The 22247-nt window shown below is 33.1% G+C and carries 26 protein-coding genes; 2 read left to right on the forward strand and 24 right to left on the reverse strand.

All coding sequences use genetic code 11. The features are described 5' to 3' along the window. Positions 1-2 precede the first annotated feature (2 nt). The 20 genes from AN964_RS27660 to AN964_RS11545 form a co-directional block, all read right to left on the reverse strand. Positions 3-767: an SHOCT domain-containing protein gene (locus AN964_RS27660; protein ID WP_152982419.1), complete on the reverse strand. Its 765-nt coding sequence runs from the start codon at positions 765-767 to the stop codon at positions 3-5. A 469-nt stretch (positions 768-1236) separates the two neighbouring features. After that, a complete protein-coding gene (locus tag AN964_RS11470) occupies positions 1237-2574 on the reverse strand; it encodes a phage portal protein (RefSeq protein WP_055739806.1) in 1338 nt (445 codons plus the stop codon). Between the two features lie 57 nt (positions 2575-2631). Continuing rightward, positions 2632-4233 (reverse strand): terminase large subunit domain-containing protein, encoded by a 1602-nt coding sequence (locus tag AN964_RS11475; RefSeq protein WP_055739807.1) that lies wholly within the window; start codon positions 4231-4233, stop codon positions 2632-2634. Between the two features lie 45 nt (positions 4234-4278). Beyond that, positions 4279-4677, reverse strand: coding sequence for a hypothetical protein (locus AN964_RS11480; protein WP_055739808.1), 399 nt, complete (start codon positions 4675-4677; stop codon positions 4279-4281). After that, complete coding sequence (locus AN964_RS26345) at positions 4677-4820, reverse strand: hypothetical protein (RefSeq protein ID WP_161809236.1); 144 nt, start codon at positions 4818-4820, stop codon at positions 4677-4679. The genes AN964_RS11480 and AN964_RS26345 overlap by 1 nt, the downstream gene beginning before the upstream one ends. Positions 4821-5033: 213 nt before the next feature. Beyond that, a complete protein-coding gene (locus AN964_RS11485) occupies positions 5034-6539 on the reverse strand; it encodes a DEAD/DEAH box helicase family protein (RefSeq protein WP_055739809.1) in 1506 nt (501 codons plus the stop codon). 45 nt (positions 6540-6584) lie between these two features. After that, the gene (locus AN964_RS26680; RefSeq protein ID WP_163258638.1) at positions 6585-6758 is read right to left on the reverse strand and encodes a hypothetical protein; all 174 of its coding nucleotides are present in this window, start codon (positions 6756-6758) and stop codon (positions 6585-6587) included. Positions 6759-6857: 99 nt separating this feature from the next. Continuing rightward, positions 6858-7673: a hypothetical protein gene (locus tag AN964_RS11490; RefSeq protein WP_213083979.1), complete on the reverse strand. Its 816-nt coding sequence runs from the start codon at positions 7671-7673 to the stop codon at positions 6858-6860. 231 nt (positions 7674-7904) lie between these two features. Beyond that, a complete protein-coding gene (locus AN964_RS11495; protein ID WP_055739811.1) occupies positions 7905-8084 on the reverse strand; it encodes a helix-turn-helix domain-containing protein in 180 nt (59 codons plus the stop codon). Between the two features lie 72 nt (positions 8085-8156). Next, a complete protein-coding gene (locus tag AN964_RS11500) occupies positions 8157-9032 on the reverse strand; it encodes an SU10 major capsid protein (RefSeq protein WP_055739812.1) in 876 nt (291 codons plus the stop codon). A gap of 83 nt (positions 9033-9115) precedes the next feature. Further along, entirely contained in the window at positions 9116-9544 is a 429-nt protein-coding gene (locus AN964_RS11505) for a hypothetical protein (RefSeq protein ID WP_055739813.1), read from the reverse strand. Between the two features lie 11 nt (positions 9545-9555). Beyond that, positions 9556-9834 carry a hypothetical protein gene (locus AN964_RS11510; protein ID WP_055739814.1) on the reverse strand — a complete coding sequence of 93 codons (279 nt, stop codon included), beginning with the start codon at positions 9832-9834 and terminating at the stop codon, positions 9556-9558. Beyond that, entirely contained in the window at positions 9835-10209 is a 375-nt protein-coding gene (locus tag AN964_RS11515) for a hypothetical protein (RefSeq protein ID WP_055739815.1), read from the reverse strand. 10 nt (positions 10210-10219) lie between these two features. Further along, positions 10220-10630 (reverse strand): hypothetical protein, encoded by a 411-nt coding sequence (locus AN964_RS11520; RefSeq protein ID WP_055739816.1) that lies wholly within the window; start codon positions 10628-10630, stop codon positions 10220-10222. Further along, positions 10630-10845 (reverse strand): BhlA/UviB family holin-like peptide, encoded by a 216-nt coding sequence (locus AN964_RS11525; RefSeq protein WP_055739817.1) that lies wholly within the window; start codon positions 10843-10845, stop codon positions 10630-10632. Before AN964_RS11525 ends, AN964_RS11520 begins: the two co-directional genes overlap by 1 nt. Positions 10846-11079: 234 nt before the next feature. Next, positions 11080-12477, reverse strand: coding sequence for a hypothetical protein (locus tag AN964_RS11530; RefSeq protein WP_055739818.1), 1398 nt, complete (start codon positions 12475-12477; stop codon positions 11080-11082). An 849-nt stretch (positions 12478-13326) separates the two neighbouring features. Next, positions 13327-13521 (reverse strand): hypothetical protein, encoded by a 195-nt coding sequence (locus tag AN964_RS11535; protein ID WP_055739819.1) that lies wholly within the window; start codon positions 13519-13521, stop codon positions 13327-13329. Further along, positions 13511-13636, reverse strand: a complete 126-nt coding sequence (locus AN964_RS25535) for an anti-repressor SinI family protein (protein ID WP_083489321.1) — start codon at positions 13634-13636, stop codon at positions 13511-13513. The genes AN964_RS11535 and AN964_RS25535 overlap by 11 nt, the downstream gene beginning before the upstream one ends. Before the next feature lie 14 nt (positions 13637-13650). After that, a complete protein-coding gene (locus AN964_RS11540) occupies positions 13651-14562 on the reverse strand; it encodes a tyrosine-type recombinase/integrase (RefSeq protein WP_055739820.1) in 912 nt (303 codons plus the stop codon). 156 nt (positions 14563-14718) lie between these two features. Then, positions 14719-15438 (reverse strand): YebC/PmpR family DNA-binding transcriptional regulator, encoded by a 720-nt coding sequence (locus AN964_RS11545; protein ID WP_055739821.1) that lies wholly within the window; start codon positions 15436-15438, stop codon positions 14719-14721. A gap of 230 nt (positions 15439-15668) precedes the next feature. Between AN964_RS11545 and AN964_RS11550 the strand changes: the two genes are divergently transcribed. Next, complete coding sequence (locus AN964_RS11550) at positions 15669-16454, forward strand: Cof-type HAD-IIB family hydrolase (protein ID WP_055739822.1); 786 nt, start codon at positions 15669-15671, stop codon at positions 16452-16454. Between the two features lie 52 nt (positions 16455-16506). On the opposite strand, the gene AN964_RS11555 is transcribed toward AN964_RS11550, so the two are convergent. The 3 genes from AN964_RS11555 to AN964_RS11565 form a co-directional block, all read right to left on the reverse strand. Further along, positions 16507-16722: a hypothetical protein gene (locus AN964_RS11555; RefSeq protein WP_055739823.1), complete on the reverse strand. Its 216-nt coding sequence runs from the start codon at positions 16720-16722 to the stop codon at positions 16507-16509. A 91-nt stretch (positions 16723-16813) separates the two neighbouring features. After that, entirely contained in the window at positions 16814-18082 is a 1269-nt protein-coding gene (locus AN964_RS11560) for a serine hydrolase (protein ID WP_055739824.1), read from the reverse strand. A gap of 180 nt (positions 18083-18262) precedes the next feature. Further along, positions 18263-18844, reverse strand: coding sequence for a TetR/AcrR family transcriptional regulator (locus AN964_RS11565; RefSeq protein WP_055739825.1), 582 nt, complete (start codon positions 18842-18844; stop codon positions 18263-18265). Positions 18845-19115: 271 nt separating this feature from the next. Between AN964_RS11565 and AN964_RS11570 the strand changes: the two genes are divergently transcribed. Continuing rightward, complete coding sequence (locus AN964_RS11570) at positions 19116-20348, forward strand: MFS transporter (protein WP_083489322.1); 1233 nt, start codon at positions 19116-19118, stop codon at positions 20346-20348. A 513-nt stretch (positions 20349-20861) separates the two neighbouring features. Here the strand turns inward: AN964_RS11570 and AN964_RS11575 are convergent. Beyond that, the gene (locus AN964_RS11575; RefSeq protein ID WP_055739826.1) at positions 20862-22142 is read right to left on the reverse strand and encodes an MFS transporter; all 1281 of its coding nucleotides are present in this window, start codon (positions 22140-22142) and stop codon (positions 20862-20864) included. Positions 22143-22247 lie beyond the last annotated feature (105 nt).

The following is a 22247-nucleotide window of genomic DNA, read 5'->3' on the forward strand; positions in this document are numbered from 1 at the left end:
CCTCAATTCGAGAGTATTTTTTGTTTTTGTTGTTGAAACTCATCATCTGATAAAATACCATCATTTTTTAGTTCAGATAGTTTCCTTAGTTCATCTGCAACAGAATTTATAGCATTAGGCATTATTACTTGATTTTTTTCATTTTCATTCTGTTTTAATAAGACGCTTATAACTTTATGAAAATAATCAATACTATCTACAGTGAATTTAATTTCATTCTTATTCTTCGGTGATGGAAAATCAGCAAAGACAACATCAATAATAGGTTGGCTTGTATCATTTACTGTAATCCTTAATGTTAATTTCTTTATCTTTTCAGTAGTAGATTTAGAAGAAGTAACACCACCAATTACAGCACCAACACCACCTGCAATAACTCCACCGATTAATGCACCAGCTAGTTGTCCACCTCTTGACGTTTTAGTAATGGATACATCATCTTGAAGAATTTCAGATTCTACAATATCCTTTGATTCTATTAATTTTAGTGAATAATGATATTGAGTTGGATCAGATTTTTTTCGAGATAATTTTATGACTGCAAAACGTTTACTTTTTTCATCATAATAAATCCCACTTCTACTTTCCTCTGAAAGATAATTTCTTGTTATGTAAAAATCCTTGGAGTGTAAATTGTTTTGAATGTCTGTTCTAACATTTACCCTTGTTTGATTTACTTTTTTGTCATGTTTTGTTTGTGAAGCCGATACAGCATAGCCAATTACAAGTATTACAACAACAACAATAATAAAGATAAATATAAAAATCCCCCCTTATATCTTTTTATCTAGTACATTCGATATAAAATATGGGAATCCTTTGAAGTTTATGAATTTTTTTATTGGGTGTGTAAAATGGTATGCTAGGGGGCTGATTTTTTGACTTTGGGGTATCGGCTATCCTATTAAATGGACTAATAAAAGCAAAATTTTATAAGAATTTCTTCCAAAAAATAGGTATCTTATCCTGTATCTAAGATTTATTATGATAAGGATTAGCCAAGTTAACATAATCATTGTTATAGGTAGCAATCTTTCATACCCCCAAAAGTGTTGGTACTACTCAACTTTGCCTATTTTTCAGAAAATTTTCTAGTTGACAATAATTCTAACCCATTATTTTAAAAAAATCAACAAAAAATATAATAACAGGGGCGTGAAGTTTAATATAGTATGTAAAGTATCTAACCTTGACACTACAACATTTCTATTAAACTTCGCACCCATTCATGTCAATTTAACTGACCTGTTTATCATTATGATTATTTCCCTCGTTATTTCCCTTTTTATTATCCACATTGGACAACCTTTTTAATTCTGTAGCCACATCATTTACATAAGGATTCTTAGCCAATATCGTTTCTAAACTAATAGCCCCCATACCATTTAACTTCTCTAGGTTTTCAATCGTTTCTTTATCATTAGAAGGTTGGTTATAATGAAACACGAAATCTAATGTATCAAATGATTCTTCATCAAATGTCACTCCCTGTAATGCTAACAACTTTCTAATCTTCTCATTTCTCTGTTCAATACCTTCACGCATGAATTGTTCATTTAACCCTGCCTTTTCATCCGCTAATGAGAATAATAGTTTTAAACTTACTTCCGACAAATTGCTTATGTCTGTCTTATTCATACTTACAGCAGGTGTACTACTTGTATCTAATAACGATTGCAATAACGTCTTATAGATCGTTTCAAAGGATTTATAATCTAATTTATTACTCAAAAACTCTGCATCTGCTCCATCATCCATATTTATACCTTTTCCAACAATTTCACTTGGTATAGATTCACCTTTTAGTGTCTGACCTTTAGTAATAAATATCGGATCAATGAATTTGTAGAACGAATCAGTATATTTACTTATTAAGTCCTCCATACTGTCCAATATCTCTATCCAATCATCTAATTCACTTCTACCTTCTACATCTGATAATTCATTATCATTATGATAGACAATAGGCATTCCACTTAATGATACCTTCCTGTCTATTAATTTCAGCGTATCACCTTCATTGTTATATTTCTCCACATACTTATCAGTAAACACATTATAATAACTAATCCCATCACTCACATACGCTTCAATAAAAGCAATAAGATTATTCTCGTTATCATAAACAGGAAAGCCCTCACTTGGATCAATCAACTTTGATTTAATTACCTTTCCATCCAAATATACATACTCTGCTACTGAACCATATTTCAGCACCTTATCAAGTATCTTCTGATTTAAACGATTATACTTACCTTGCTTATTTACTCTAAGAAATTCCTTTACAATATCTTCATTACCTGTAAATGTAATCGGGTTTCCAAGCAGATAATTTTGCTGAAATGACAATAACGTCTTAGCATACTGCAATACAATTCGTCTAGGATTAAACTCTTTGCCATTATATTTATAACTTGGGGTCTGCTTAATCTTATGACTTCCATTTAGATATTTCTTTTTATCCATTACATCTAATACACGTTGTTGATTGCTTATAGATTGTACTTCCTCAATAAACCAATCACTAGCATTGTCATATTTATCATTTATGTACTGATCTAATTTATCACTCAATTTTTATTCCTCCTTTACAAATTAAAAAGAGGTCTAAGTTCTTGGCTGAACCTAACCTCAAATATCTACATAATATTTACTTTGCTTCATTGCTTGGCACATCATAGCTGTAGCAATAACTAAGTCATCATGCAAATTAGCACCTTTTTTATTGCCCATTTTCCCTTTAACCTCTTGATAGATTTTCATTTCTTCCAGTGTCTCAACACATTCTATATTAATCATGCCTAATTCAAAGTTTTCCTTTAAATCATTTATGATTATCGGCTTCGTTGTGGTAGTGGTCATGAATCCAAGTTGAAGTTTCTTCTTACCCTTTTGGTCAAATATTTTCTGTTTCAATAGATTCAAATAACCATATTCCTTTCGTAACTTTTCAAGAAGAGGCAACCCATAACTATTCCTTTCCACACAAATAAAGGCATAATTAAAATACCTGCCTAAACTGTTTACGATTTCCGCAAACTTGTAGACAGGAATTTCATTTGCATAGAATGAAGCCATTTGTTGACCATCAGCATTATAAATAGCCATTGTAGAATTATCTCCACCAGTACCCGAAGCAACGTCAACACCTGCATAATGTTTAATTCCCTTCTTAGGTAAATGGTAGATGAATAAACTATTATTAATATATGGCTTTAAAATGTCCGGCAATTCGTCATATATTTCCTTAGTTTCAAGTGGTGGTATGACGTTCTGTAACCTTTCTAATATTTTCTTAGTATCAAATACAGCATTATTACTTTCTGCAAATGCTTCATCTGGAGTAGTGGGAAATTCACGCATAAACTTTTCTAATGAATTTGTTTCTATATAATAACGTCTAAACATTAACTGTCTAAAAGTTGCCTTATATTTATCCCTAAGAATCCTTTCATCATGTTCAAGTTCATCATATGTCAATCTCTTACCATGATTATGTAACTTGTACCATGTCTCGGCTTCATCAAATGAATGTTTAAATTGTTCACTATATGCTTTTGCAAGCCAACTGTAAAAGTGTGCTTTCCATACTGATTCCTTACCTCTGTATGCCTTAACAAACATTTCTTGATATACGTTATAGCCCATTGCTGTAGATTCAATAATGATCTTACTATTTGGGTTCTTTGCAAGGGCAGGAATACTTGTAGCAATGATTTCTTCCTGGGCTTCATTTGGATATTTAGCCATTTCTGATAGATGAATTAATTCAAATGTGTTACCACTTATACTATCTTCACCGCCAGCAGTAGCAACTTGAATACGTGAACCATTATCAAAATATATTTCATCCCTGTTGCTAATTAACTTTTTAGGGAACAAATGAGAATACTTAGGGTTATCATGTGGAAGAGAGTTGTACATTTTATTGATACGTCTTAGTAAACTTTGTGTAACTTTATTATGGTGTGTCATCATTAAATAGTTTGTATCGGGCTTAGTACATGCGGAATACAACATATAAGCCAATGACCACGTTGTAAATCCTATCTGACGACCTTTCAAAATGATATTATATTTAACCATTTCATTTGTGAATTGTTCCTGTTCAGGATTCAATGTAAAAGGTATAGTATCCCCATTATTATCAATAATCTTAATAAAATTCTTAGCAAACAATCGAAAGTCCTTCATGACCTTGTCCAATTTCTTATTTTTACTTTTAACCGCCATCTACTCACCTCCAATAAAAAAAGGAGGACTAAATATAGTCCCCCCTCAACTTAAATCTAAATCATCATCTTCCGTATCTTCTTCATCTTCAACACTTGTAAATGTTTGTGCTGCCAATTTTGCATTTGATTGTATATCCTTCTGCATAGACAAAAAGAGACGAATAGATTTCTCATCTCCATCCTTTGCCTTATCCGTAACTACTCTGTATATTTCATCAAAATCATTTGCAACTTTTGATTCTAACAGTAACAATAATAAATTTTTATATTCCTGTGATCGTTCCCACCTATGAAAAGTGTTTAATGATTTCAAATCAACAACCTTTAGAAATTCTTCTTCTGATTTCTTAGGAATGGACTGATTGAATCTTATATCATGTTTCCATTTAAAGTATTCCTGTTTCTTATAGGATACATTTTGTAATGCTTGATAAATATTCATTACTTATCACCTTCCATTTTGTCCATGATGGACAACGCTTCATCATACAATTTAAATTGGTTATCATTAATTTCCTTTAAATGTGCTACATTATCCTGTAATTCATTGATATGTAATTGAATACTATTAATAATTTGCTTCATTATATATTCCTCCAATGATTATATTTGTGAATAGAAAAAAGGACAGTTCATAATAAACCATCCTAAGAAAGATAAGATTTCCCCTTGAGGGGAAGGACTTACTTTGTAGCGATAGCGGAAAAGTTAGTCCCTAGGGGTGAATATTTTAAATCTACCCCCTTTTTTGGGCGACAAGCTCTATAAAGAGGTTTACGCTCATTTAGGGGGGTAAAACTATTTTTCTACCAATTTCATAACCTTCCATGCTGATTTATATTTTTTCTTCTTACCTTCAAGTACACGACTTGTTTCAAATTGCTTAATGAAAAAATCAATATTACGTTCTCTTAATGCAGAATTTAAGCTATCTAAACTCTTTAACAGTTTTCCATCCTGTTTGACATTGACTTTTTCAATCAGTTCCTTCCTGTCGCTTTTATTCAACATTACTTTTCCAACTACATTATCAAGATAAGTTTCTAATTGGTTATTCTCGTATTCTTCCTCAATCACTCTGTATTGGTATCCGTCATATTCATCATAGAAACCAAATTTCCTTGCAATTACCTTGCAATAACCAAAATCACCTTGACTTAACATAATATCTATTTCTGAACCATCAGTAAGACATTTAAAATACATTAAGTCATTTACCTTCTTAGTGCCTTTGTCTGATTCACCTTCTACAACATCATCATAAACAATGCTCCATTTATCATAATCTCTCGGATACTTCTCAATGTATTCCTGTACTGTATGTTTTCTTAAGAATCTTGCCATTTCAAGTTTCTTTGATAACTGTGTTTGAAATCCTCCAAGTGTTTGATTGTTTATTGTCTTGATGTAAAGATAAATGTGGTCATCTTTATTTTCCAGTCGTTTTCTACCTATACATTGAATAAGTGTTCCTGTATCGTTCACATCACAAACAATATGCTTTAAATCAGGATCAATAATATTCACACCAGCGTCTAAACAAGTTGTAGTTATAAGGATTTTTTCCTCGAACTGTTCTTTTAGTAGCATTTGATTTATTTTTTCTTCATCAACATATTTATAGTAATCTGCGTTTGATTTACTGCAGTTGAATAAACAATGCTCCTTATATTTTTCATACAAATTGTACGCTTTCTTGGCAGATTGAATGAAAAATATTCCTTTATGATTTTTCTTAATAGCTTCCTCAATAAACTTTTCCAATGATTCATCTTTATTGAAAAAAGTTAATTCTTTTATAAAGCTAAAATCAATTGGTAATTCATAATCCTTTGTATTCAATTTTTTATATTTTCGTATGTATTTTGTCATATAGTCACCAGTCGCAGACATGAAGATTCTTATTTTTTTATTTTGTTCAAGAATCCTATTTAATGAAATATCAGTTGTTTTATTAAACGAAGCGTCTGACATAAAATAATGGAACTCATCACAAACGATATATTTATAGGGTGTAAAGTCAAAACTTCCACCATTTTTATAAATTGCTTCGAGTTTCTGATATGTCATAATATGTATATTGTCGGTCTTTTTATCATGTTCAATTTCTAACTGAAACTGATTCACGCAATTAGTTCTATGTATGAGAAATAATATCTTTCTCTTATTTTTTTTTGCTCTTGCATAAAGGTTGTTTTTGATGAAGTAGCTTTTTCCTGCTCCTGTTCCTGCTTTAATGGTGATAATATCGCCAGATTTCCAGCTTTTAATTTGTTCTATTGTTACTAATTCACTAACTCTCATTTAGTGACCTCCGATTATAGATAGATTTAGATAAAGAGATATTATTTATTTCGTTTGTGTTTTATATTCATCAAGTGCCTTTTTGAGTGGCTCGTTAATTTCAAATAAACTAAAAATTTTCTTCGTCTTTGGATCTTGTGCCACTGTAATATGGTGTATTTCCTTCGATTTTAGAAAATCAGATACACGCTTGTTGTAACAGAAAAAATAGTTCTTCATAGGTAAATCCTCCTATTTTTATTATAGTCAAATTTGGTCAAAAGTCAAATAAAGTCAAACTTATTTAATAAAAAAGGGCAGGGTCATAATTGACCCCACTTATGCTTTGTATGTATAAGAAATATAATTTTTAGATGTAAAAGCTAATGAGATTAATTGACTTCTTTCTGGGATACTCTTCTTTCCTATTTCATGACCTTCTCTAATACATTCCTTCCTTAAAGAAAACTGTTGCTTAGGTAATTCTAGTTTCCAATCAAAATATGGCTGAATTTCTTCAAGTTTAATATTTGATTGAAGAAAGCCATTTTCATCAATCCATACTTTTTCATGTAATCCAAAGTATTTGATAATGTCGTAAAAATATTTACTATCCCTTTGTTTCAGAATGTCAATTAATTCTGTGTACTCTAAGATTTCAAGCCAATTAGTATGTATAGGGTTAAAATAACTACTGTAATATCCCTTAAAAGCTGTATCAACCGCTAACAGTAATTCCTTACCTTCTTGTGACTTTGGTAAAGGAATATCATAATAACTCATAACCATGAGTAAAGTTGACATAGAATACTTTTTACCGTAGTTTTCACGACTAACACCTTTGTATAAGTTTAAATTCATACAAAAAGGGTTGTATGGGCTATTAGAATGTTCCTTTGATACATGGTTATCAAAACACTTCACATTCCTTGTAAAAGCCATATCAACCCCGATAGTCGATAATTCAGTTTCAGTATGTATGTAAAAATCCTTAAAATTATAGAAGTAATTAACTTTCCAATTTTCATTTGTTATGTCGGTTAATAGATTGCAAGTTGCTAAGCTGTCTATATCATCACCTAGTATTAAATCATTTTTAACCTCAACGTTATTTGCCCAAGATGGACATTTTTCTTTGTAATATTCTTTCATCAATTAGCGAAAGATTGAAAATCTCCCACTACCTTTTAATTATAAACATCCTATGACAACATTATTTGTCGTCATTAACCACATCTCACAAAATAGTGAAATGCTTCCTCCTTTTATTCCTAGAGCATATTGTTTGAAGTGTTCATTTTTCTTCAAACGCTCATTCATGAAATAAAAGGAAGTGGTCATGACGAATTTCTATATCTGTTCACTGTTTCACCTCTCAATTCTTGATTATTTTTTATAGTTATCTATAAATTCTTTGTAAAGCTGTATCTTTTCTTCTGACATTAAACAGTCACCTATTTCATAACGTGAAATTAATGACTGGCTGCAACCAATATATTTCGCTATTTTTTGCATACTAATTTTCTTATGTCTGCGTTTTAGAAAATAAATATCTCTGTCATTCATCCTCTTTTCTCCTTTTGATTAAATAAAAGAACGCTCCCCATTTAAGAAGAACGTTCCTTGTTATGTAATGAATTATTTACTTGCAACAGTTACAACTGCTACACCTTTCTTAGAACCTACTTTTAATGTTGCTTCAGCAATAACTTGACCTTTAATTGAATCACCCGTTTTTGCTAATGGCTCAAAGTGTGGCTCACGAAGATAGGCAAGATCAACATAGTTATCATTGAATACAACAATTTTGTCGGCTGGAACGTGTTTACTAAGTACAAAGTTTACAGTTCCGTAGTTTGTATTAATAGAATCTACAAGCAAGCCGAAAGAAGTAGTTACATGGTTATAACCATATTTGTCTTTGTAAATAGCGTCAATTTGTTCTTTAATGTCAGCATTTACAAAAGCATAAACTTGACCTTCTGCTAAATCTTGATTCCAAAGATTACGCATAACCTTTTTAACATCATCTTCTGTGACACTTCCTGTCACACTTACAGCATTGGAAGGGTCAGCCATTTCAATTAATCCACTTAGTTGACGTTTGAAAGGTGCTGCAGAACCATCATTACGCAATCCATTGATGAATTTCTTTTCCATGTTAATTTTCAATTCAAGAAGGCGATCGTTTACTTCCTCTGCAAATTGAGTTGATTTCATTGCAATTGCTGTTCCTGAAATTTGTGCACCTTTCTTGAAGATTTCCAAAATGTTATTTAGTTCTGCTCTTGCTGATTCATAAAATACTGCAGTATCTTCACCTTCAACTGCGGATAAATCATCAGTTTTATCAAGTGTCTTTTCTCTCCATGTATAGACAGTAGACAATGCTTTCTCAATATTTCCTTTTGCCATTAACATTGATGTAAATGGTGTTGCTTGTACTCCGATAACTGCAATTTCTTTCGCTAATGAAATTTGTTCTAATTCAGTAAAGTTCGTAGATTTAAACATAATATAAATTCTCCTTTAGCGTTTAGGTCGCTACCCAATATTTTTAATATAAAAAGCACTCCAACATATTGTTAAAGTGCAATTTACCCAAATAATTTACTTAATTTTGTTGCAATCATGCCTTTGGTATCATTCTTTTGTGCAAAGGTATCGTATTCATTTTGTTGCTTGTGATTGTCGGGGATATACCCTAGTGATACTTTAATATCATTTACAATACCTGTAAGTGATTCAATCACCGTTGTTAATTCGTCAGTATTCGTCACTTTGACGACACCTGCAAATTGTTCAAGTCCTGCTGATTTCAATTCGAATTGAATCTCTTTATCAAATAATTCCTGTTGTTTAGTTTGTAACGCTTTTTCTTCATCCGATAAATCTTTTGGTTTGAATTGTAATAATTCATCCCTTTCAGTAATGATAGGATTAAGTTCCTTTTCAACCCATTCATTCTTTGCGTTTTGAATTGCTTCATCTAGTTGTTCCTGTGTAAAACTGATTTCTTGTGCCATTTTGTGACCTCCTATTGATTAAATTTAATTTCTACTCTACCCCTAGATAGGATAGGTTTATTATTAACACTGCCAGCAAACTCGAAAATAAATTCGTTCAATTCACTGGCAGGACTGTAATCGTAATAAAAAATACCCACATTCTCTTTGTGAGTATCATCTAATGGTATTTGTTCAATTTGTTCCTTTTTACTATTATAAATAGTCAATTTAAGGTCGATTGGATCGACTGACTTTCCGTCAAATGTCTTAAAATGACACTGCAATCTTACTGTGTCCCCTTGTAACATCTAAATCACCTCCACAAATGAAGGATTTTCTATGTAATAGCAACTAGATTGCCCCTCTATGGTGCTTAATTCGCAAACTGTTACATTAGGTATTATTTTAATTCTAACGTCAATTTCGCCATTTATAGGGCTTACAAATGATGACAAGGAAATAGTAACGTTTTGTATTTCATTACCACTTTTGACTATTGCACCATTAATTGTTGATACATATGATTCAATTACTATCGTTTGTTTTTTCGGCACTTCTGCTTCTGAAACAAGATGATTAATAGCGGATATTAATTCAACTGTTTCATTCTTCAAATTTACTTCTTTATTGTGACTTGCGAGGGAGTTGATCGGGGAAATATACGAAACTACTTCAATTTGCATAATCCATCACCTACGCAATCGCAGGTACTTGTATTTTGTGCTTAATAGTTAATTGATCTCCTGCATTTTCAAAAGTAAAGGGTTGAAAACTTTCTACGCTGATTTCCTTATTATTACTGTTAAGGATGACTGATTTACTAATTGTTGCTGGAAGTGAAAAATCAGCACCAGCGAGAGTAATTGTTAATTCTAATGTTTGATTGCTTTCGACTTCTACATAGTCATAAATCGGTTCGTCAAAGTCATTGACACCTGTTTGTACTTGTTCTGTAGTTTTAGTATGTGTCCATTTAACCTTTGAACTATCGTATGTAAGTCGTTTAATTTCTCTATTTGTATCATTCCTTAGTGATACAGTTTTCCAATTAGATGTGATGTATGTTCTTAGTGCAATATAAGCGTCTTGAGTAACTTCAGCCATTATTTACCCTCCTTTAATTCTTCAATTTGTGTTTCTACGCGTTGTAAGGATAAAGCTATTTTTTCTTGTGCTTCATTTTGCCTATCAATTTGTGCTGAAAGTTTATCCTCCCTTTGCTTGGCTTCTTTTCGGGTATCAATCAGCAACCATACAAAAAGTAAACAGAATATACCCTGTCCAAGCCAAGTGTCTAATGGAATATTTGATAAATCCACATTATCCTACCTCCCATCTTTTGATATTAAAATCATTCCTGCAATTGCTACTACTGATAAACAAATCATTTCTACCATTTTCATTCCTCCATCTGATTAATATTTATGAGTATTTATCCAAAATAAAAACCACTCGGATATTTCCAAGCGGTCAAGAAGGGAGAGGTCAAACATGAAAGAATAAAGGAGAATACATCCCCTTCTATTTATAGTTATTACAAAATAATAACAATTTTAGGATATTATATTAAAATTTTCCACATTCTTTAAATCAATATATCTATAACTTGTTCCATCTTTCACAACAATTTTCTTTTCTAATAAGCGAAATGTTTTCCCCTTAATAACTTCTTCCCCAAATTCATCAGGTATGTATGTATATACTGCTCCATCAAGTGATCGAGCCACTTTCTTATCTATATGATATTTTTTAATTAATTCAGCTACCGTTGTTTTTCCTGTCATCAATTCAACCAACTCATAAAGAGGAATAACTTGTTCATCAGTATAAAACTTAACAATACCTTCGTATAAATCATTTATGTGATAATTTTTTCTAATATATTTTCTACCAATATTAAAATCTATAAACATTTTATTCTCTTTTGGTGGAAGCATTGGAAACGGTGCAAGGTCACTTCTGATTTCTATTTCCTCGAATCCTTGCTTTTTTAAATCCTTATTCACTCTGCTTTTCATTGATTTCAACATATTCCTAACCGCTGGTTGACGATAATTATTATCTTGGTCAGGAAATAAAATCTTCCCTACAGCTTCAATATTAAACTGATTCTTATGTATTGGATGAAATAGATGATCTATTTCAAATTGCCCTGTTTCTACTGCATTCACCAACAAATCAAAGCGTTCTAGTTGTTTATCCGTTAATATGTCTCGGTAGTTATTAATTATGTAATTGTATTCCTTTTTCTTTCCGTAATCGTATGTAGAGTAGTTTTCGCTGATAAGTTCCTCAAATGAAACAGTATCATCATCATCTGAACTTTGAGAAAGTATTATATCTTCATATGAGATTTCTTCTAAATCATTCTGTTTAACAAAATACGTTTTCCCCTTGACCATTAATCTTTTTACATCTTTTTCCTTATGTATTCTTTTTAGTACCACTTGTTTTTCAAAGCTACTAACTATGTATTTTACTAATTTATTATTAGAGTGTTCGTCATTTTCCCCTTTGAAATTCTTAATGCTAGGTACAGTAACAAACATTCCATCTAAAACCTCAACAAAGCCATATGGAAATGTAATTATGTAATTAATAAACATAGATTCAATTTCACTTGCTTCAAACACTTTATTTGTTGATCTTACTCCAACTTTTAAATCATTATATTTGGCGGAAAAAGTATGTTCAGTATTGCTACAATAAATCTTCTTCAATTTCGTTAAATATTTGTTTAATGTTTTATCTACAACAATTATGTATTCATGAATCTTTCTGTCATTATCCCAGTATTCAATTTTCCTCTTTCTCATTATCTGTAAATCTAAAAATCTGTGATCTCCTTCCATTGCCTTCAACATTGATATATATAGATTAGGCAACCCCTTCCTTAGTGCAATTTGTTCCATATTCCAACTTGAAACATTTTCTTCTTTCAAATATGTCATAGCATGACCTCCTGTTTTTATTTTTTTGTTGACACCTTATTAAAAATGGTTTATTATATCCTTAAAGTTAATAATATATAGTATGATATTATGGGATATTTATAAACATTTTTAAAGGTCTCCCTTCTATTATACGCATTTATTTTCATTTTGGCAACTATTTTTTCTATTTTTCTATTATTATTTTATTAAGATAAAACTTTGGTTTTATTATAAAATATTATGAAGTTTTTCATGTTATTTACTTGACTTTGATTTTGATGTTCCCTAAACTTTTAGGTTGAGTGTCGTGGACAACGGCTTGGGCATAGTTGTTGCCTACTGTCAAAGATTAAAAAATAATCAATGACAATAGACAAGCGACTGTTCCTTTTAGTGTATCGGTCTGTGGTATCCGTATTTGTAACACCCTATTTGTCGGAGAATTTTCTTCTCAATATTCCTACTCTATCAAGTAGCCCTAAGAGTTTCGAATATACGCAAATTTGCACACATTCTACTTGTGAAATATCTTGCAGGTATATCAACCTCTACCCTTCCTTCGATCAGCACTTAATGGTAGCCCTCACCATTCAGACACAAGCATAAATAGGGAAATGCTTATTGTGTCCTATCCCCATTTTAAGCTATGGCTGGGTCATTACCTGACGAAATTTATTATAGTGTGCTTATCGGCAACTCACACTGAAACATCCTAAAAAAGACAATAGTAAACTAGACCCCTTGCAATCTATTTTTTAAAATTTTATAATAAAGGGGAATAGGATGTTTCTTATTCAGTTTTAGTTGAATGAAAACTTATCGGCTTAGGGATATTGCGAGTATCTCTAAGCCATTTTTCTTTTTTATTTAAGCTATTTCATGAGGAAACAATTCTTTAACATTACCTGTCCAAAAATCATAAAAGACAGTCATTTCATTTCCCTCCATATCAAGAATACGCTTCCCGTAAGGTAAAACATTGAAATCTTCAACAACAATAGCCGACATATCAAAGTGATTTTTAATCCATTCTAAAACGTTATTTTCATACTTATTTATCATCTTCGATTATCTCCTTTTGATTTTCTTGTAAATATTCTCGTATATCCTCAACTGTTAGACCTAGCTGTTTTGCTTCAAGTATTAGTAGCAACCATTCTTGATCTAATTGATTCATTTATTAACTCCTTTTTATAGATTAGATAATGGGCTTGTTGATTTTGCCATTTCAACTATATTTTCATCATTCAATGACTGTAAATATCGGGTTGTAATCATTGTGGATTCGTGACCTAACAGCCGACTTAAACTATACACATCTAGCCCTAATTTTAATTGTTTCTGAGCGTAATAATGCCTTATCGTGTGTGGGCTACAACGAATGGAATCTCTTACTTTTGCCCTTTTTCCTGCTTCCTTGATAATTTTTTCAATAGCATCTATCGTCAATGTTTTACCATTACGTGAAAGAAAGTAATTGTTTTCAATCATTAATTTATCTTTAAAATATTCATGTTTTATACGCTCGTATTTAATCATGTATTTCTTTAATAAAGGTGAAACGTATAAATGTCTATCCTTATTCCCTTTTCCCCGTATTTGAATGATAGTTTCCATGATATTTAAATGAGTAAGGGAACAAAGTTCAAGATTTCTGATTCCTAAGTCAACAAAAAACATTATGATAAGACGGTTCCGCAAATTTAGATAGTTATTATTAGGAAAGGCATTTATCATTCGTTTAATTTCATCATCAGTAAACGTTTTAATGATGACCTTTGGTTCCTTCATGAATTTAACAGAAAGAATTGGATTTCGCTTTTCTGCAATGTAACCTTCTTCAACCATGAATTTAAAATAGGAACGTAAACACTTATGGACACTGTTGATATATAATTCTTTTAAACCCTTTTGTTTCAAATTCATTAAATAGGACTTAATGTGTTTGGAAGTAACTTCTTCTAGTTCATCAATCTCAAATTCATTTTTTAAGTAGTTTAGAAATGCCTTGTTGTTGTTTTTATACCCTTTAATAGTTCTTGGAGAATAGTTTTTGATTTCAAGATCATATAAAAATTCCTTATAGACATCTTCTAAAAACAAACAAAAAACCCACCCTTCATATGAATTTCTCATACAAAAAGTGGGTAAAACGTTTACCATAATAATTATTATGATTTTATAAACTGTACATCATCGTTCATTAAATTTCTAGGAGATAATATTTAGTAAAACCCTTGTGTACCAAGGTTTTTTGCATTACTCCCCTAAATCCACATTATGATACACTTGCTGAACATCATCTAAATCTTCTAATGCATCAATTAATTTTTCAAATTTAGCTTTTGCCTCATCATCAAGGGTTACTTCATTTTGAGCCATCATCGTAATTTCAGCAACAGAGAATTCCGTTATTCCTGCTTGTTTGAATGCTTCCTGTACGGCGTTAAATTGGTCTGGATCAGCATATACGATAACTGAATCGTCTTCTTCGATGATGTCACGTACATCTACATCTGCTTCCATTAAAAGTTCTAGTGCTTCTTCTTCCGATTTTCCTTCAACGCCAATTACAGCTGTTGAGTCAAACATATAGGCAACAGAACCACTTACACCCATGTTACCGCCATTTTTACCAAATGCAGCACGGACATCTGCAGCTGTGCGATTTACGTTATTTGTCAAGGCGTCAACAATTACCATAGAACCGTTCGGACCAAAGCCTTCGTAGCGTAGCTCATCATAGCTTTCATCTGAACCGCCTTTTGCTTTTTCAATAGCACGATCAATGATATGTTTTGGAACATTATATGTTTTAGCGCGTTCAAGTACGAATTTTAACGCTTGGTTTGCTTCAGGATCTGGTTCACCTTGTTTTGCCACTACATATATCTCACGGCCAAACTTAGCATAAATTCTACTTGTATTAGCATCCTTTGATGCTTTTTTGTCCTTAATATTATTCCATTTACGACCCATTTTTGAACACTCTCTTTCTGCTTTGAATCTTACAACGAAAAATTTAGTATATTAGGTTATAATGTCGTATTCTTGCATTCTATATTATACCGCAAAAACTGGATTTGTTAAATGCCTAAACCATTAGCCTTTCAATAAAGTACTTTTTTGTACGAACCTTAGAGGAACAAGAATATATGTTTTATGGTAAAATGCACTTGTATATAAAAAGATATAATGGGAGAAGGATCATGAGTAACTATAAAATCTTATTTTTAGATATTGACGGAACGATTTTGCGTCCAGATGATACGATAGAGGACTCTACTAAAAAAGCAATTAAAGAAGTAAAACAGCAAGGGATTGAAGTTATTCTGGCGACTGGGAGACCGCTCCACGAGATTTATGATATAGCAAAAGAGCTTAGTATCCATTCGTTTATCGGCTATAATGGCGCTTATGCGGTTTATAAAGGGAATAGTGTTGTTAAAGAACCAATGGATTCTTTTCTGATTGAAAAATACATTCAGATAGCTAAAAAGCATCATCATGAAATTGTTTTTTATACACATGAAAAAAATGCTTTTTTAGACATGGAGTCTCCATTTACTAAAGAAATTACGGAGAAATTTCATTTACAACAGAATATCGCTTTTACTGCTGATATAGTAAAGGATATTCTTGGTTTGACGCTTATTAATGTAGACGAAAATGAAACAAGTCTGTATGATCAAGAAGGTATTCACCTTTCTCAAGTGAATGTGGATGGTTTGCGTCATTGCTATGATGTTATTCGCGATAAAGTGAATAAAGGGTATGCTGTAAGTAAAGTTCTCGATTATCTTAACTTACCTTCAGAATGTGCTATCGCTTTTGGTGATGGTATGAATGATAAAGAAATGCTTCAAGTTGTCGGAGAGGGTTTTGCCATGGGAAATGGTCACCCAGATCTGTTTGCCTATGCAAAGCATAAGACTACGGAAGTAACTAATTCCGGTGTATATAACGGATTGAAGAGTATTGGACTAGTCAAATAAACTTTAGTCTTCTCAATGGAGAAGGCTTTTTTATTCCCTTTATATACTAAAATCATTTCTCTTTAATATACATAATGAAAAAGGGGATTTGAAAAACGATGGCAGAAAAAATTTTAGAGCTTTGTTGTACAAATAATAATTGCAAAACGTGGTTTCGTTCACCTTTTTCATTTGGTAATTTAGACGTTTTTAATGTAAGCGCATTCAAAGGATTGCAAGCACAATGTCCATTATGCGGACATATGGTAACCGGCTCTGCAGATAACATCCGAATATCCACCATCAACTAGCGGTGTCAGGTATCAAGGGTGTTACCAAAAATTGCATTCCTATCGAAAAACCTGCCATAATTGGCAGGTTTATTTTATAGCTTGATATACTGTATCCGCAATATCAGCAGTTAATGGAGTAGTACTTGGATATGTACCATCTTTTGGTAATCCGTTATTTTGTTTATTTGTTAATACGATAATTTGTAAATTATAGTTCGGATCAATAATCACTTGTGTTCCAGTAGACCCATTATGACCAAATGCATCCCTAGAATGAAGTTTTCCCATAAATGGTTGATTTCTCTCCCACCCTAACCCTTGACCAAACCGATCTTCGGATGTGAATTCTTCAATTGTTTTGTCCTTAAAAATGTCCGTTTTTCCGTATTTTCCACCATTCATAAGCATCTGTCCTATGACTGCTAAATCTTTTGCAGATGAAAATAACCCTGCATGGCCGGCAACCCCATTATTCGCATAAAAGCTGTTTCCGTCTTCCACTTCTCCAACATAAGTATAGGATCTCCATTTTGAAAACTGATCCGGGTCTAAGCCAAGTTCAGATATCTCATTGTATTCATATGGATTTCCCCAAGAAGTTGCAGCAATATCTTTCATTCCTTTTTTGTTTGGGGAGAACATGATACGTTTTAAACCAAGCGGGCGATAAAATTGCGTTTCTGCATAAGTTTCAAGTGATTCATGAGTTACCTTTTCAACGATATAACCAAGCAGCATAAAATTAAAGTCACTATACACACGTTTTGAACCTGTATTGTAATCTAACTTCAAGTTTTCAATAAATTTCAATACCTCTGATGAGTCATTTGCATATAAATAAGCTGGTTCCCAGTAAGGTAAACCGGAAGTATGAGTTAACAAATCTTCTATTGTAATCGCGGATTTTCCATTCTTGCCGAAATCCGGAAAATACTTAACAACTGGGTCATGGATCGAAATCTTCCCATCTTCCACCAGCTTCATTACTGCTTGTGTTGTAGCCATCACCTTTGTAATAGAAGCGAGATCAAACATCGTGTTAACCGTCATTTTTCTTGGATTTGCAAGTGGAAGCCCTTTATCATATTTTTCAGCATAACCGTACGCCGAGTCCTTTATGATTTTTCCATCCTTGGAAATAAGAACTACCGCTCCAGGGGTGACCCCGTCTGTTATTGCTTTCGTTACAATGGAATCAATTTGTGATAATTTACTGCTGTCTACTCCAACTTGTCCTGGTTTGGCAGGCAATAACACTAAATTTTCCTTTTTCTTTGAATGCGTATGTGGGTTCAAAGAAAAGTAGGATACAAAACCTAATAAGATAATTATGGTCGGTATCAGTATTTTTTTCATAAAATAACTCCTAAATAGTAATACTATCTGCACTATCTTATACCCAATTAATTTCCGATTCAAGTTTTAAAAAAGGACATCTAATATTCCCGTGGACCAATGGTATCATTGCATATTTTCAAGAAAAGAATGGTATGCAATTTCATCGATAAAAAATGCCTCATCCTAAATGGGCAGAAATTATTTTAATAATGATAATATCATTTCTACAGTATTCTCTATAAATGAACGCTCTGGACGGGATTTCATTAACACGGTAAGTCCGATTAGTGAAACGACTAGTGTCTGTGCTAACATTTTAGCATTTAGATTGCTATCGAGTTCACCTGATTTAATTCCTACTGCAATCGTTTCTTGGAATATGACCGAAAGATACATCTGATGTTCCCTAGTAAGGATTTCAAATTTTTCATCATGAGAAGCAAGTTCAACCATTGTATTAATACAAAAACATCCCTTACTTGGACTTTCTTTATATTCTTCTTCCACCCACTCTTCAAAAAATGTTCGGAATGCTTCCTTTACAGATTGAGGGTTTTGAAGTTTTTTTCGAATATTGGAGGCATGTAACTTTGAATATTTGCGTAACGCAGTTTCAAATAATTCCTCTTTGTCTCCAAAAGCTGAGTATAAGCTTGGTCGTTGTATGCCCATTTTGTTTGTCAGATCATTTAATGACGTACCCTTGTACCCTTTCTCCCAAAATATCCGCATAGCATCATCTAATGCTCTTTCCTTATCAAATTCACGTTGTCGAACCATAATAATCCCTCTTTTCAAAAAATTGCCTACAGGAAATTAATCTTACTCTTGCGAATTTGAGTAATTGGATTATCCTCCCTTTATGTACCGAATAGTATATTATAATCATATTTAAACAAAGTAAATTAGTCAAATTGTAATTGTTTTATCGAGATATAAATATCCGTATTAACAACTTGACATTAAAAATTATCTATAGTTATATTTATTAAGAATCATTTTGTACTGAACGGTATATTATACTGTTAGGTACATAAAGGGGATGTTAATAATGGAGAAAGTTAAAGAAAAAGCAACAATGATTGCCAAACCTAAAGATGATCAGTTGCAATCAGGTTCCAGAACAACCATGTCGCGCTATTTGGCGCTGTTGTTTGCTATCGCTTGTGGGATGGCTGTTGCAAATATATACTTCGCACACCCGTTGCTTGATGCTTTATCATATGAGTTCAAAATCGATCATTCAACTATTGGCATTATCATTACAATCACCCAAATCTGCTATGCACTTGGATTACTCTTTCTAGTTCCACTAGGTGATTTATTGAACCAACGGAGACTGATTATTGGCCAAATGCTATTATCAGTTGCTGGTCTTGTTATTATTGGTTTGGCTCCCACGAGTACTGTACTTTTTATAGGGATGGCAGTGGTAGGAATGCTTGCTACCGTAACACAAACACTCGTCGCATACGCATCCACATTGTCTTCTCCAGCAGAGCGTGGAAGTATAGTAGGTTTCGTTACCAGTGGAGTTGTGATCGGAATTCTTCTGGCACGAGTATTCGCAGGGGTATTGACAGATATAGGTAGTTGGCGTCTAGTCTATCTTACCTCTGCCGCACTCATGCTTTTCGTCGTATGTTTATTAAACTGGAAATTACCGAATTATACGGATAATCAATCATCGATGTCCTATCCAGAGCTATTGCGTTCCGTCTTTTTCTTTTTCATACAAGAAAGGATTCTACTGGTTCGCGGTATACTGGCACTACTAATTTTTATTTCTTTCAGTATTCTGTGGACTTCATTGGTACTGCCTCTTAGCTCGGCACCTTATTCTCTTCCACACACTGCCATTGGAGCATTTGGTCTTGTTGGAGTGGCCGGAGCATTAGCTGCTACTCGAGCTGGACGGATGGCAGATCAAGGATTGGGGCAGCGAACAACAGGTATAGCCCTAACTTTATTGTTAATATCCTGGTTTTTAATTAGCCTTATCCATTACTCCTTGTTCGTTTTGATTATTGGTATTATTCTTCTTGACCTTGCTGTGCAAGCCGTACACGTCACTAACCAAAGTATGATTTTTACAGTACTTCCTGAAGCAAGAAGTCGACTTACCGCTGCTTACATGGTTTTTTATTCTATAGGCAGTGCAACAGGTTCAATTGCTTCAACCAACATATACGCAATTTTTGGATGGAATGGAGTTTGTATATTAGGTGCAGCTGTCAGTGCTTTTGCTCTATTGTTTTGGGTAATAACGTCCCGTCAGAAATAAGATATTTTTGTTTTTCTATGGTTCAGTTGACCCTGTTAGTTTGCTGTACGAATGGGTGTTTAGTGCAATAAAAAGTTGAAATGGAAATGACCGGAATTCCATATGAAAGGAATTCGGTCATTTCTATTTCCTACTATTTCCACTTTTTTAAATTAATGAAGAGCTTCATAAAGCTTTGCCTACGAGAAACTAAAAACAATTTATTGTTCCCTTTATCTTTATGTATGTGCGCCATGTTGGAGTTTTTGTTCCCTAGATTCCAATGAATATGCCTTTTCTGTAATTCAATGCGACCTGCTTCTTTTTATGTGCCCTTTCACTTCAAGAATGTACCTCATGTTGGATTTTATGTCCCCCACATTCTAGTTAATGTGCGCTTTCCGCAATTCAATATGCCCAGCTTCATCTATATGTGTTTGTTCCCTGCCCTTCATTTCGTTCCCTTATATAAGTTTCATCCTACATAAAAAAGATCTACTTTGATTACAAGTAGATCCAGCATTGTATCGTAAATTATATTTCATTAGAACGAAGGGTTGTTTCCTTTGTTTGCACTTCGCTGCTAGATTCCTTAATGAGGATCCCACCAAAAATCGCAAACAGTGAAAAAATCACCGGTATAAAGAAGCCATAGTGATACCCAACCGAACTTGATGCATGTTGAAAATGATCCAGTACCTTTCCGAATATGGTTGGTAGTAATACAGCACTTAAAAATCCGCCGGTATTGGCAAACCCTGATACCACACCAACCTCTTTAATATCAAATGACTTCCGAACCACTGCAAATGTCAAAGCACTTGCCCCGTTTCCATATCCTATAATGAGAAATAGAGCTATTAGCATCACGTAAGGCGGCTTTCCATTAAATAAAAGAAAGGAAAACCAGCCTAAAAAGATAATAATTTGTACGACTATATATGGTTTTTTATTGGATTTTAAGCGACTGGAAATCCAGGTCGTAACAGGTGCTCCGATAATCGCACCAATAAGACCAATCATAATGAGCTGACTGGCACCTGACCGCGTCATTCCGTAAACGGACATTCCATAAGGAACCGCCCATGATCCTATAAAGCCAACATATGTACCGACAATCCCAAAATGGCATAAAAAGGTTGCCCATGCTTGCCGGCTCGAAACGAGGCGGCGTAAAATGGTGAACGTTTTTTCTCGTTTTGAATGTTCGTTGACTGACACATTCTTGGCAGATTCCCATTTCTTTGGTTTTTGTACAAGTACACAATAAAGTAATATGCCTGTCAGAATAATTAGAATCCCAAATGTCAAAAACGGTTTTCTCCAGCCAAAGGCAGCAATCATACTGGAGAATGGGACAGTTGCCATAATGGAACCAAAGCTTCCTGACATCCCGGCCCAGCCAAGTAATCCGACAAATTCATTTACTTTAAACCACTGACTTAAGATTAGAACCAAGTTGATCCAAATGGTTGCATCTCCTAGTCCTACCAGTAATCTGGCAGCAAAAAGCACTGCTTCATTAGGCGCTATACTATAAAATAAAGTCCCAATACCATTCAATAATGTACCTGCGATGAGAAATCGATTTGGTCCAAACCGATCTGACAAAATGCCAATTGGAATTTGCAAACCGGCATATGCTAGAAATTGAATACTCGTTAAAGCACCAATAGTTGATGCTGTAATGTGAAACTCCTTCATTAATTGATCAGAAATAAGGCCTGGAGCAGTTCTTTGACTAACAATGATAAAATATGAAAACAAGACGGTAGCAAAAACAACCCAGCGGTACTTGCTATTTTGTTTATCCAATGATCTCTTCTCCTGTTGTCTTTTTCCCCTATTATAATCCATTTTTTTGATATTTAGGGTGGCTAATTAAATTGAATGCGCTTTCTTACGAAATTTTTTTCATAT

The sequence above is a fragment of the Heyndrickxia shackletonii genome (assembly GCF_001420715.1).
GTDB classification, from domain to species: Bacteria; Bacillota; Bacilli; order Bacillales; family Bacillaceae_C; genus Margalitia; species Margalitia shackletonii.

Bases quoted from the DNA above. Each gene is read 5' to 3' on its own strand.
- AN964_RS11570 (WP_083489322.1), top strand. From the start codon at position 19,116: ATGGAGAAAGTTAAAGAAAAAGCAACAATGATTGCCAAACCTAAAGAT.
- AN964_RS11480 (WP_055739808.1), bottom strand. From the start codon at position 4,677: ATGAATATTTATCAAGCATTACAAAATGTATCCTATAAGAAACAGGAA.
- AN964_RS26345 (WP_161809236.1), bottom strand. From the start codon at position 4,820: ATGAAGCAAATTATTAATAGTATTCAATTACATATCAATGAATTACAG.
- AN964_RS11545 (WP_055739821.1), bottom strand. From the start codon at position 15,438: ATGGGTCGTAAATGGAATAATATTAAGGACAAAAAAGCATCAAAGGAT.
- AN964_RS11495 (WP_055739811.1), bottom strand. From the start codon at position 8,084: ATGAATGACAGAGATATTTATTTTCTAAAACGCAGACATAAGAAAATT.
- AN964_RS11475 (WP_055739807.1), bottom strand. From the start codon at position 4,233: ATGGCGGTTAAAAGTAAAAATAAGAAATTGGACAAGGTCATGAAGGAC.
- AN964_RS11505 (WP_055739813.1), bottom strand. From the start codon at position 9,544: ATGGCACAAGAAATCAGTTTTACACAGGAACAACTAGATGAAGCAATT.
- AN964_RS11510 (WP_055739814.1), bottom strand. From the start codon at position 9,834: ATGTTACAAGGGGACACAGTAAGATTGCAGTGTCATTTTAAGACATTT.
- AN964_RS11560 (WP_055739824.1), bottom strand. From the start codon at position 18,082: ATGAAAAAAATACTGATACCGACCATAATTATCTTATTAGGTTTTGTA.
- AN964_RS25535 (WP_083489321.1), bottom strand. From the start codon at position 13,636: ATGAATCAATTAGATCAAGAATGGTTGCTACTAATACTTGAAGCAAAA.
- AN964_RS26680 (WP_163258638.1), bottom strand. From the start codon at position 6,758: ATGAAGAACTATTTTTTCTGTTACAACAAGCGTGTATCTGATTTTCTA.
- AN964_RS11550 (WP_055739822.1), top strand. From the start codon at position 15,669: ATGAGTAACTATAAAATCTTATTTTTAGATATTGACGGAACGATTTTG.
- AN964_RS11555 (WP_055739823.1), bottom strand. From the start codon at position 16,722: ATGTTATCTGCAGAGCCGGTTACCATATGTCCGCATAATGGACATTGT.
- AN964_RS11565 (WP_055739825.1), bottom strand. From the start codon at position 18,844: ATGGTTCGACAACGTGAATTTGATAAGGAAAGAGCATTAGATGATGCT.
- AN964_RS11485 (WP_055739809.1), bottom strand. From the start codon at position 6,539: ATGAGAGTTAGTGAATTAGTAACAATAGAACAAATTAAAAGCTGGAAA.
- AN964_RS11500 (WP_055739812.1), bottom strand. From the start codon at position 9,032: ATGTTTAAATCTACGAACTTTACTGAATTAGAACAAATTTCATTAGCG.
- AN964_RS11535 (WP_055739819.1), bottom strand. From the start codon at position 13,521: ATGATAAATAAGTATGAAAATAACGTTTTAGAATGGATTAAAAATCAC.
- AN964_RS11520 (WP_055739816.1), bottom strand. From the start codon at position 10,630: ATGGCTGAAGTTACTCAAGACGCTTATATTGCACTAAGAACATACATC.
- AN964_RS11530 (WP_055739818.1), bottom strand. From the start codon at position 12,477: ATGACATATTTGAAAGAAGAAAATGTTTCAAGTTGGAATATGGAACAA.
- AN964_RS11515 (WP_055739815.1), bottom strand. From the start codon at position 10,209: ATGCAAATTGAAGTAGTTTCGTATATTTCCCCGATCAACTCCCTCGCA.